We start from the raw sequence: 12,041 nt of genomic DNA, 5'->3' as shown, positions 1-12,041 counted from the left end.
CCCACGCGTTACTCACCCGTCCGCCACTCAGTCACAATACTCTTCATCCGAAGAATCGAAGTAAGGTGCTTCGTTCGACTTGCATGTGTTAAGCACGCCGCCAGCGTTCATCCTGAGCCAGGATCAAACTCTCGTTGATATAATTTGCTTTGTATCTTTGATGCTTAGCAAATTAATCGTTCCTCGGCATCGCCGATGGAACTTCATTTTCGTTTAATCACAGTCAGGAAAACTACTAGCTTTCCTATCCCGTTATTACTGTTTTTAGGTCGACATCTTAAAATGTCTCGTTCTGAATTTTTCTCTTTACAGATATGAGAAGCTCACAAACAAGTTTGTTCGCTCCCGTTCGTTCTGCCAATGCACAAAGTGCATCACAGCCCAATCCTCAAGCACCTTTACAGGCAAGCCTGACAGGTTCTTTCGTATTGCCCCTGGCGTACTTCGTACGCTGTCAGAACTATATCTGGGAAATCTTCAGGGTCGTTGTCTATTGTTCAGTTATCAAGGTTCTTTGTGTTGTCGTTCAAGCGACAGCTTTAATATACTATCATATCTTCCATCGTTTGTCAACATCTTTTTTAATTTCTTTTCTCCGTTTATCTCTTGCAACAAATCAATGTCCAAGCGACAACTTCTATAGATTATCATGTTTGTCGATATTTGTCAACAACTTTTTTCATCTATTTTCAAGAAATTGCGCCGCCGCATATCAAATCTTGCCTGACTTTGTTGCCTCCATGCGACAGCTTTAATATAATACCACCGTGTTTTTTATTTGTCAACGTTTATTTTAAAGTTTATCGAAAAATTGTAGCTAATTTAAGAATAGGATTATTTTCATATATTATAGTCAATATAGGTTCTTCCTGAATCATTGCAAATATTTCTTTTCCAATATTTGTGGTGTAGAGCATCGTGACAATCAGGAAAAGTATCCACACGATAATTAATGCACCGACAGCTCCCAATGCACCTCCCGCAAGACGGTTCACAAATCCCAGCACCGGAAGATTTGATATAATGTCCAGTGCAAAGATGATAGCGCGAAGTATGACCGTCACAACAACAAGTGTTAATAAGAATGCAACCAGATTTATAATCAGTTTGGTCAGATATTTCGCTACGTAAGAAACGAACCCATCCGCCCCCAGCCTCTGATATATTTCTTCGTTATTATTTACCAGAAGTAAGTTTTTGAAAACATCCGGCATATCTGCATTCTGGATAGCGGCTATCTGGACATCCCGCGGAATCTCCACACCATCCATGCTTTCTACTATTTTTTTACCACTGGCATTCAGACCTTTCAGCAGATTACTGGATATTCCATACTGAGCCAGATCGTCACCGGTCACTCTGCCCTCCGTGATATCTTCAATTGTTATTCCAAGGGCATTCAACTCTTCTTCCGTAATTCCTGCTGCTGCCAGGGCACTGCGGACGGTGTCGGCGTTAACTCCCGCAGATTCCAACTGCTCATCTGCAGCTACCGAAGCATGTGCCGACATTGCTTTTACCACCTGTTTCTCGATCATTTCTCCAATGGGCGTCATTGAAGTGATACCATCTGCCACATAGGGTGTCAAAAAGTAAACAAGTACAAAGGTCAGCAATGTAGCAGCCAGAGATACTGTGATTTTTATAGCTCCTCTGCATATCCCCACTATGATACTAATCAGAAAAATGCCCCCTACTGTAATTAACAACCAGTTCATATGTCCTCCTATTTTACCAAACGAACAACTTCCATTCCATTTGCATTCATCACAATGTATTTGTTTACTCCCGCCATCGGGAAGATTTCCAATATATTATGGCTCATCTCACCCTCAAATTTGTGTATTCCCGTTCTGGAAAATATACTGCATTTCTTTCCATCATAGAGAATCACCTGACTTCCGTCTATTTTTATATTGGAATAATCCCCTGTAAAATCCTGAGACATCAATTTTTTGCCTGACGCATTATAAAGACAAAGCTCATAGCCTGCTTTTCCTTCATTTTTCAGGACAAGACCTACATACCGGTTGCTGTGGAATACGCTTTTTATCTGCTTATTCAACGTTACCGTCTGCGCAAGCACCGGTGTTTCTTTTCCTTTATAGAATAGCAGCTTATTACTTCCTGCCACCACCGATACGGAATCATTTAGGAAAAATGCCGTAGGTGCTATCATATCTTTGTAGATTTCTTCCAATACTTCATAATCTTTACTGGTTTCTTTTTCCCCGTCAAAATTGTAGTAATTGATCTTGCTGGTTACCACACCATCCTGCACACACATATATGTCACAAGAAGTAGCTTTCCATCTTCTGAAATGCCGAGATCCATGGGATAACCTGTCCCGGTAAAAGATGTCTTTAACTCTACCAGAAGGTTGCCCGCCGCATCATAGCAGACAATCTTGGGAGAATTCTCATTTTTCAGGATCATGCTTACGATTCCGCGGGCCGACACAGCTATTTTTTCGATGGGGTAATCCGTATGTATCTCTCCGCGCCAGCCTTTTTTATCAAACACGACTACGTCATTGCCGCCTTTATCTGCAATTGCCCCGGATTCTTTATAGATTTCAACCATCGGGCTTTTTATCTGATAAGGCTGGTTCCATACTTCTTCTCCCTTACGGTTGAGAAGGGCCACTCCGTCGCGACTGTACTTAAGTACACCATCCGCAAATTGTCGATAATTATTATTATCGGAATCGCCGCTTTTTCGTGTATCTACTACTCTTACTTCCGTGTATGTCTGCAGATAAATCAAAAGGAAGGAGCCTATTGACACGAATAAAAATGCTGAAATGATCAGTAATACCTTGATCCTGAAACGGCGTTTGTGCTTGCGTATCCGCTCCGCAATCTCCTCCATGGTTCCATCATCCTCGTCGAACTCCTCGAGAGCCCTGTTTACAATGATATTTGTGATTTCCTCTGTATCTTCTATTACATTCAGGTTTTCTTTGTCTTTTTTCTTCATGTATTAACCTCGCTTCGTCTTCCGCTCCGAACGCTCACCTCATCGCCCTTCAGCAGGCGACTCTCGTCGGCGCTCTTACGCTCCGAACGCTCACCTCGGAATCTTCGATTCCTCGGTGTCCGTTGCACTCACATGTCTTCCGCCCGGAATCCAATTGTCTGCAAGCAGCCAATGGCTTCCTATCGGAAGACGCGTTCGTCGCTATGCGCTCATTGTATCACATTTTTAGGGTAATAACAATTTTTGTCCGATGAATATGAGATTTCCGTCTGATAGACCATTCATTTTACAGATTGCTTCTGTTTCTTCTGTGTTTCCATAAAGTCTCAGGCTTATTTTGTCCAGGGTGTCTCCCCGCTGAACAATATAATAATCCTGCTCACTGAGTTCTTCCTGTATGGTGGATGTTGGAAGTTCGGTTCCTTCGGATGTTTTTTCTTCTTCCGGTGCCTTTTCTTCTGTTTCTGCCGCTTCTGCTTTGGGTTCGTCTGCAGCTGCTTCTGCTGTTTCTGTATTTTTACTGTCGGCATTGCCGCGTACAGTTTCTGACAGTGTTTCTATTGAGTTTTGAACAGAATTCATTTTATCATAGTTATTCATGGTTGAGATACCAATTGCCATTACAATTACTACCAGAAGCACGCTGGTCACATAAACCAGACGGGAATTTGCCCTCTGCTCCTGCAGCTCCATCCGCTCCCTTACGGTACTACGAAAATCCTTTGCAGCTCGATCCTCAACCATTTCGCTGGGTGTAACGCCAATCTTACGCCGACTGCTGATCATATAGTTCTGCATTGCAGGATTTTTTTCATAAAACACATAATGACCGCCCATCTGCATCAGTTCATGATACTTATAGGCAAAATATGCTTCTTCGTTTTCCAGTGAATCTCGCAGAATGAATACACTATTTTTCTCTGAAAAATATTTTTCATGAATATTTACAATTTTATTGTCCAGTACGACAGGTCTGCCCGGAGCAGCCAGATACCACCCTACGATTTTTTTACCCTCAAAAAATTCTGCACACTCTTTTTTTCCTTCCTCTATGAGAGAATCTTCTATCTGTAGTTCTGTGCTGTCTGTGTTCAGATTTTTCATCCATAATGCTCCGGTAATATAGACACACTCCTGCTCATTGATGGTCACATATTCGCCGACCAGAAATGCCCCGGCTCTTTTTTCTTTTGCTTTGTCTTTTATCTGATTCAGATATGTATCCACATAGTCTTCCACATATATCTTTGGTGTGTCGCTGACATTGCCTACCTGCCTTACGTTTTTTGGAAATTGTCTTTCCATATACTCTCACCTCACCCAATATTTTTGCCTATCATAGCACATAAAATATGCATTTTTTGGCAATTGGTGGGGCTTGTCTCTGAAATGTTTCGATGAATTTTCTTTTTCTTCGACGCGGTGGCAAGCAAAAAGGCGCGACAGCTATAATGGGACTGTCCCAAAATAACCGTCGCGCCTTTTTATTTTTTATGATTTCATTCTTATGCCTGGCAGAATGCTTTTACTTTCTCGTAAATGCTCTCTGCATCCAGTCCGTATTTCTGGATCAGCTGTACAGCCGGTCCGGATTCTCCAAATGTATCGTTGATACCAATCTTCATTACCTTTGTAGGTGCTTTCTCAGCCAGCACATCGCAGACTGCGCTTCCGAGACCGCCGATTACAGAGTGCTCTTCTACTGTTACGACTTTGCCTGTCTCTTTTGCACATGCTACAACCAGCTCTTCATCCAGAGGTTTAATTGTGTGGATGTTAACAACCTTTGCATCGATTCCGTCTGCTGCCAGTTTCTCTGCTGCTTCCAGACAGTTTGCTACCGGAAGTCCGGAAGCGATGATGGTCAGGTCTTTTCCTTCTCTTAATACAACACCTTTTCCAAGCTCGAACTTGTAGTCCGGTCTGTCATTGATTACCGGAACTGCCAGTCTTCCGAAACGGAGATATACAGGTCCTACATGCTCGTAAGCTGCCTCTACGGCTGCCTTTGCTTCCACATCATCAGACGGGTTGATAACCACCATACCCGGAATTGTTCTCATAAGAGCGATATCTTCGTTACACTGATGGGTAGCACCGTCTTCACCTACAGAGATACCTGCATGTGTAGCACCGATCTTAACATTTAATTTCGGATATCCTACAGAGTTACGTACCTGCTCAAATGCACGTCCTGCTGCGAACATAGCGAAGGAGCTTGCAAATGGTACTTTACCTGTGGATGCAATACCTGCTGCAACACCGATCATGTTACACTCTGCGATACCACAGTCGATATGGCGTTCCGGGAACGCTTTTTTAAACACACCTGTCTTAGTAGCTGCTGCAAGGTCTGCATCCAGTACTACTACATCCTCGTGTTTCTTTCCTAATTCTACCAAAGCATTACCATAACTTTCTCTTGTTGCAATTTTCTTTACATCTGACATAATGCTTCACCTACTTTCTCTAAATCTGCCATAGCAACCGCATACTGCTCGTCGTTCGGAGCAGAACCATGCCAGGATGCCTGGTTCTCCATAAAGGAAACGCCTTTTCCTTTTACAGTCTTTGCAATGATTGCAGTCGGCTGACCTTTGGTAGCTCTTGCCTCTTTGAATGCTGCATCGATTGCATCGAAATCATGTCCGTCAATATTGATTACATGGAAGTTAAATGCCTCAAATTTCTTATCGATCGGATATGGAGAGTTTACTTCATCGATCGCACCGTCGATCTGAAGGTTGTTGTTATCTACGATTACTACAAGGTTGTCCAGTTTTCTGTGAGCTGCAAGCATAGCTGCCTCCCAAACCTGTCCTTCCTGAATCTCACCGTCTCCAAGGAGTGTGTATACACGATAGTCATCTCCATAGATCTTTGCTGCTGCTGCCATACCAACTGCTGCAGAGATTCCCTGTCCCAGTGAACCGGATGACATATCTACACCTGGGATGTGCTTCATATCCGGATGTCCCTGAAGATAGGAACCAACCTTACGAAGAGTAGTCAGATCTTCAACCGGGAAGAATCCTCTGTTTGCCAGAGTAGCGTAATATCCCGGAGCTGTGTGTCCTTTGGAAAGAACGAAACGGTCTCTGTCCGGTTTCTTAGGATCCTTCGGATCGATGTTCATTTCTTCAAAGAAAAGATAAGTGTAAATGTCTGCTGCGGACAGTGATCCGCCCGGATGTCCGGATTTGGCACTGTGTACTGCTGTCACAGCACCCTTGCGAATTTCATTCGCAGTCTTCATTAATTCTAATTTGTTCATGAAAAATGCCTCCTATTCTCCAAATACAGCCTTATAGTCTGCCTGGAATTTTGCGATGCCCGCATCTGTCAGCGGGTGTTTTGTCATCTTCTCAATAACATCATATGGTACAGTTGCAATGTCAGCTCCTGCAAGTGCACAATCTGTTACGTGAATTGGATTACGTACGCTTGCTGCGATAATCTCTGTCTCAATACCTGCAACATCGAAAATCTGTGCAATCTCAGAAATCAAGTCCACACCTCTTACGGAGATATCGTCCAGACGTCCCAGGAATGGAGATACGTATGTTGCACCTGCTCTTGCTGCAAGAAGTGCCTGATTTGCTGTGAAGATCAGGGTAACGTTTGTCTTAATTCCTTCTGATGTAAGCTGTTTACATGCTTTTAAACCTTCCGTTGTCATCGGAATCTTTACCACCATATTCGGGTGAATCTTTGCAATCTCACGGCCTTCTCTGATCATTCCTTCTGCATCAACAGTCGTAGCTTTTACCTCTCCGCTGATTGGTCCGTCTACAATAGAAGCAATCTCTGCGATAACTTCTTCGAACACACGGCCTTCCTTGGCGATCAGTGAAGGATTGGTTGTAACACCGCAGATAACTCCCATGTCATTTGCTTTTTTAATGTCCTCAACCTTTGCTGTGTCGATAAAAAATTTCATCTCTTTTTCCTCCTTGAAATGTGCGATACTTTCGTTTTTCTATCTGATGAAATTATATCTCATAAGGAATGGAACGGTCAATAGCCCTTTCTTTTTATTAATAATTTATTTAATTAATAATTTTGTTTTTATTAATTGATTTCCCAGTATTTTACTGTTTTTCACTTTCGCATTCTCTCAACTTCTGCGGTGTTTCTTGCCGCATATATGCAAGGATAAATTTTTATTAATAATAATTTTCGAAAATACATTAATTTTATTTTTTTGCATAGGATGTTGTGCCTCTGACGATCAGCTTCGGTTCATACTCCACATGGTAGGTACTGATGGGTTCCAGGTCGTTATATCCCGCTCTGCGCGAAGCAATTTTCTTCATGATAATGTCACAGGCATCCCGCCCTTTGAAGATGACGAAATGCTCTATCGTAGTGAGGGAGACCTTGTGCATCCGGGCAAAAAGTGTATTGTCACAGCCCATTACCGACACATCTCCCGGCACCTTCTTCTTTGCCTCATAGAGCGCATCCAAAATCCCGAAGGCGATCATATCATTCAGACCTACTATGGCCGTAACATCCTTTTTTTCCTGAAGAAGTTCCCGGGTCAGGTCGTATCCGATCTTGTATTCCGAATCGATATGTGCAATATCCTGATCCAGTTCTTCTTTTGCCGCTTTTATGATCACCTGATCTTTCAGACCCATTTTTTCATATTCTTTCAGAAATCCCTCTACACGCTTGGATCTCTGTTTCTGTCGAACGGTAAGCGGCGGCGCGATATAAGCAACTCTTTTGTGTCCCAGCTCGATCAGATGCCTGGCCATCATCCTTCCAAGTTTGGAGTTATCCAGTTCTACCGCGTCTACATTCAGCTGCTCATTCTGATTATTAATGATAGCCACCGGAATCTCTTCCGCCAGCTTCTCGATCTGTTCCATGAAACACCGGCTTGGATTACAGGTATAGATAATTCCTACCGGCTTAATCTGGGTCATCATTTTCAGGTAACGCTCCTCCATACGGATATCCCGCTGTGTGTTGCACACGAATAATCCAAAGCCCTGTTCTTTCGCCCTGGATTCGATTCCCTGCAGGAGCATGACATAGTAGGGATTGGTAAGATTCGGGCAGAATACTACCAGAAGCTTTTCCTTTTTACTGTCCCGATGCACCTTGCGTCTGGGCGGCACATAGCCCAGTTCTCTGGCTGCGTTCTCTACCTTTTCCACGGTTTCCCTGGAGAAGGACACATTATATTTCTTATTCAGCACCATGGAGACCGTGGACTGGGATACTCCTGCCGCCCTGGCGATATCCATGGATGTCACTTTTTTCTTTACAGCCACCTGTGCATTCCTCCTTACAGCTCCGTCCGCCCTTCCAGAGCACGGAGCAGTGTCACTTCATCTATATATTCCAGATCTCCTCCCACGGGAACACCACTGGCAATCCTGCTAACCTTGATGCCCGTAGGCTTGATTAATTTACTGATGTACATGGCGGTAGTCTCGCCCTCCAGACTGGAGTTGGTAGCGATGATCACTTCCTCCACGTCTCCGTGAAGTCTCTCCATTAACTCCTTGAGCTTAATGTCCCCCGGGCCGATTCCCAGCATGGGAGATATTGCCCCATGAAGGACATGGTAGACTCCGTCATATTTTCCTGTCTTCTCATATGCCGCCAGATCTCTGGTGTTCTCCACTACCATAATGGTTTTGTGATCCCGGCTGCTGTTGCTGCAGATCGGACATATTTCTTTATCCGTCAGGGTACAGCAGCAGGAACAGTAACGGACATTTTCTCTGGCTTCCACCATCGTATCCGCCAGGGCCTGCACCTGTTCTCTGGGCATATGAATCAAATGAAAAGCCAGCCGCTGGGCTGACTTTGGTCCTATTCCCGGAAGTCTGGATAATTCTTCAATTAACTTGCTGATTTGACTGCTGTAGTAATCCATGTCGACTCCTCTGTGCTGTTAGAATAATCCCGGCATTCCGCCTCCAAGGCCGCCCATGCCTCCGGTAAACTTAGACATTGCGGATGCGGACTCTGCATCTACCTTTTCCAGAGCCTCGTTGACTGCTGCCACGATGAGATCTTCTAACATCTCTGTATCATCCGGATCCATTACATCCGGATCAACTTTCACACTCAATACTTTCTTTGCTCCGGAAACGGTTGCTTCTACTGCTCCGCCGCCTGCGGTTGCCGTAAATTCCTTCGTCTCCATCTCTTTTGCCTGCTCTTCCATCTGGCGCTGCATTTTCTGCGCCTGTTTCATAAGATTAGCCATATTTCCCGGCATTCCGCCTCCCGGGAATCCACCACGTTTTGCCATGGTTCTGTCCTCCTTTATTCATCTTCCACAGTGATATCCATATGGATCACTTTTTCTATATCTACAAAACTATCTTCAAAACGCCGGCCTTCTTCCACCTGCCGTACATCTATGTCCATAGTTTTGCCGATTTTCTCTTCTATCAGACGAACAATCTCGTCTTTATGCTCCTGCTTTGCTACAAATCCCGCACTCACCTCATCGGGCAGCACGATCAGGAGCCTGTTATTTTCGCCGGCACTGAGCCGTGCCTTTTTCAGGTACTGACGCAGCATCATGGATGCGTCATCTGCGATGATCCGGAAATTCTTAGCCACTTCCTTCACATCCTCACTAAGAGCCCGGGGAAGCTCCGGTTTGGGCTTTTCCTCCTCTTCTTCCTGTCTGGATACATAGACTGTCTGCTGTCCCCCGCCGCCGGAAGCCAGCTTCTGCTCCACTTCCTCTTCCAGGGCGCGAAGTCTTGACAGAAGTGTATCCGTCTGTGCCTCCATCTGAGGCTTGCACAGTTTGATGAAAGCCACTTCAAGAAGCACTCTCTTCTGAGTGGCATATTTTAACTGGTTTGTAAGCTCTGAGAAGACCCGGATATATCGGAGCAATTCGTCCGTCTCCACCATCTGCGCCTCGTCTTTCAACTGGGCAAGGTTCTCTGTGGATACGTCCAGTACATCTTCCATATCTTCTGAGCTCTTTATCAATAAAAGGTTCCTGAGATACCATGTGAAGTCTGCTGCCAGCTGAGATAATTCCCGTCCCTGCATGATCAGCTCATCCACCGTCTCGATCACCTGTTTCACATCTCTCTTCAGAAGCTGGCGCAGCAGCCGGCTGAACACCTCCGTATCTACCGCTCCCAGCACCTCCAGCACATGATCATAAGTCAGTCTCTGATTAATATAAAATGCCACACACTGGTCCAGAAGACTCAGCGCATCTCGCATGGCACCATCTGCCATCCTGGCAATATAGCGGACTGCCCGGTCTTCCACATCCAGTCCTTCCTTTTCAATCAGCTCCTGCAATCTCTCACAGATGGTATCTATGGAAATTCTTTTAAAATCATACCGCTGACATCTGCTCAGAATGGTAACGGGTATTTTGTGCACTTCCGTGGTCGCCAGAATGAAGATCACGTATTCCGGCGGCTCCTCCAATGTCTTCAAAAGTGCATTGAATGCTCCGATAGAAAGCATATGCACCTCGTCAATGATATAGACCTTGTATTTCCCTTCCGTTGGGCGGTATGCTACCTCCTCCCGGATTTCACGGATATTGTCCACACCATTGTTTGACGCTGCGTCAATCTCGATCACATTCATGGATGTTCCCGCCGAGATGGTCTTACACATCTCACACTCTTCACAGGGACTACCGTCCACCGGATGCTCACAGTTGACCGCTTTGGCAAAAATCTTCGCTACCGTAGTCTTACCTGTTCCGCGGGTCCCGCAGAACAGGTAAGCATGTCCGATTCGTCCTGTTTTTATCTGATTTTTCAATGTTGTTACAACCGCATCCTGCCCCTTGACGTCCTTGAACTCCGTGGGCCGGAACTTTCGGTATAACGCCGTGTAACCCATATTCTACACTCCCGGTTCTTATTCGTCCCCGAAGCTGATTCCGGTCATCTTAGCTTCCTTGATGATAGCCGCATTCGGGTCCACATATTTTAATTTACCTGCCACCTCAGCGAGAGGAGTCTTGGTAACTTCATTATTCTTAATCGAAACCATGTATCCAAACTGTCCATCCAGAATCAGATTAGCCGCAGCCGCACCGAGACGGGTAGAAATTACACGGTCATATGCACATGGAGAACCTCCGCGCTGGGTGTGTCCCGGCACAGTGATACGAACCTCCTGATCCGTCTTCTTCTGAATCTTCTCTGCAATCTCATATGCAACTGACGGGTAGGACTTCTTCTCCTGTTTTTTCTTCAGTTCTTTTTTGCTCAGTTTCGCATCTTCTTTGGAAATTGCTCCCTCTGCCACTGCGATAATAGTAAATCTCTTGCCTGCTTTTGCCCGCTTGTTAATTGCTTCTGCAACCACATCAATATCATATGGAATCTCCGGAAGCAGAATAATATCCGCGCCACCGGCAATACCGGCATGGAGCGTTACCCAGCCTACCTTGTGTCCCATAACCTCTACGATAAATACGCGGCTGTGGGATGTCGCAGTAGTATGGATCTTATCAATCGTATCTGTAGCAATGTCCACCGCACTCTGGAATCCAAAGGTCATGTCTGTTCCCCAAAGATCGTTGTCAATAGTCTTCGGGAGTGTTATCACATTCAGTCCCTCTTCTCTCAGCATATTGGCTGTTTTATGAGTTCCATTTCCACCCAGAACTACCAGACAGTTCAGGTTCAGCTTATGATATGTGTGTTTCATTGCCTCTACCTTATCAAGTCCATCCTTATCCGGAACACGCATCAACTTAAACGGCTGTCTGGATGTTCCCAGGATCGTACCGCCCACTGTCAGGATTCCTGAGAAATCCTTAGAGGTCAGCATCTTGAAATTGGAATAGATCAATCCCTTATAACCTTCCTGAAAACCATATATCTCTACATCATCTCTTTTCGAGCAGATTCCTTTTACAACACCTCTCATCGCTGCATTCAAAGCCTGACAGTCGCCACCGCTTGTCAGCATTCCAATTCGTAACATAAGCTCACTCCTTCCTAAATTCTCAAATGGTCTTTTGCTACATTGTATCACAACCGCTGACCTTTCACAAGAAAAACCATTTTGCTGGAAGATTCCGAAAACTGTG

At 44.8% G+C, this 12,041-nt stretch carries 11 protein-coding genes and 1 rRNA gene; all 12 read right to left on the bottom strand.

Translation table 11 applies throughout. From position 1 onward, the window contains the following. Positions 1 to 139, bottom strand: a 16S ribosomal RNA gene (locus ACQRCC_RS11345); the annotation flags it as partial. A gap of 661 nt (positions 140 to 800) precedes the next feature. Next, a complete protein-coding gene (locus ACQRCC_RS11340; protein WP_427850883.1) occupies positions 801 to 1,718 on the bottom strand; it encodes a CvpA family protein in 918 nt (305 codons plus the stop codon). Between the two features lie 8 nt (positions 1,719 to 1,726). Next, positions 1,727 to 2,980: a DUF5711 family protein gene (locus ACQRCC_RS11335; protein WP_427850882.1), complete on the bottom strand. Its 1,254-nt coding sequence runs from the start codon at positions 2,978 to 2,980 to the stop codon at positions 1,727 to 1,729. 225 nt (positions 2,981 to 3,205) lie between these two features. Next, a complete protein-coding gene (locus ACQRCC_RS11330) occupies positions 3,206 to 4,285 on the bottom strand; it encodes a LysM peptidoglycan-binding domain-containing protein (protein WP_427850881.1) in 1,080 nt (359 codons plus the stop codon). Between the two features lie 200 nt (positions 4,286 to 4,485). Beyond that, positions 4,486 to 5,430, bottom strand: coding sequence for a transketolase family protein (locus ACQRCC_RS11325; protein ID WP_427850880.1), 945 nt, complete (start codon positions 5,428 to 5,430; stop codon positions 4,486 to 4,488). Further along, positions 5,418 to 6,254: a transketolase gene (locus tag ACQRCC_RS11320; protein ID WP_427850879.1), complete on the bottom strand. Its 837-nt coding sequence runs from the start codon at positions 6,252 to 6,254 to the stop codon at positions 5,418 to 5,420. The genes ACQRCC_RS11325 and ACQRCC_RS11320 overlap by 13 nt, the downstream gene beginning before the upstream one ends. A gap of 12 nt (positions 6,255 to 6,266) precedes the next feature. Next, positions 6,267 to 6,920: a fructose-6-phosphate aldolase gene (gene fsa / locus ACQRCC_RS11315; RefSeq protein ID WP_427850878.1), complete on the bottom strand. Its 654-nt coding sequence runs from the start codon at positions 6,918 to 6,920 to the stop codon at positions 6,267 to 6,269. 256 nt (positions 6,921 to 7,176) lie between these two features. Next, on the bottom strand, positions 7,177 to 8,238 hold the full coding sequence (locus tag ACQRCC_RS11310; protein ID WP_427850888.1) for a LacI family DNA-binding transcriptional regulator: 1,062 nt from the start codon (positions 8,236 to 8,238) through the stop codon (positions 7,177 to 7,179). Positions 8,239 to 8,279: 41 nt separating this feature from the next. Then, on the bottom strand, positions 8,280 to 8,876 hold the full coding sequence (gene recR / locus ACQRCC_RS11305) for a recombination mediator RecR (protein ID WP_427850877.1): 597 nt from the start codon (positions 8,874 to 8,876) through the stop codon (positions 8,280 to 8,282). A gap of 18 nt (positions 8,877 to 8,894) precedes the next feature. Next, positions 8,895 to 9,257, bottom strand: coding sequence for a YbaB/EbfC family nucleoid-associated protein (locus tag ACQRCC_RS11300; protein WP_427850876.1), 363 nt, complete (start codon positions 9,255 to 9,257; stop codon positions 8,895 to 8,897). 14 nt (positions 9,258 to 9,271) lie between these two features. Further along, entirely contained in the window at positions 9,272 to 10,840 is a 1,569-nt protein-coding gene (gene dnaX / locus ACQRCC_RS11295) for a DNA polymerase III subunit gamma/tau (protein WP_427850875.1), read from the bottom strand. An 18-nt stretch (positions 10,841 to 10,858) separates the two neighbouring features. Then, positions 10,859 to 11,935 carry a 6-phosphofructokinase gene (locus tag ACQRCC_RS11290; protein WP_427850874.1) on the bottom strand — a complete coding sequence of 359 codons (1,077 nt, stop codon included), beginning with the start codon at positions 11,933 to 11,935 and terminating at the stop codon, positions 10,859 to 10,861. Between the last annotated feature and the right edge of the window lie 106 nt (positions 11,936 to 12,041).

The sequence above is a fragment of the Sporofaciens sp. SGI.106 genome, from assembly GCF_050314255.1.
GTDB lineage: Bacteria > Bacillota > Clostridia > Lachnospirales > Lachnospiraceae > Claveliimonas.
The sequence above is the reverse complement of the archived record's forward strand: the minus strand, read 5'-3'. Positions and strand labels throughout refer to the sequence as shown.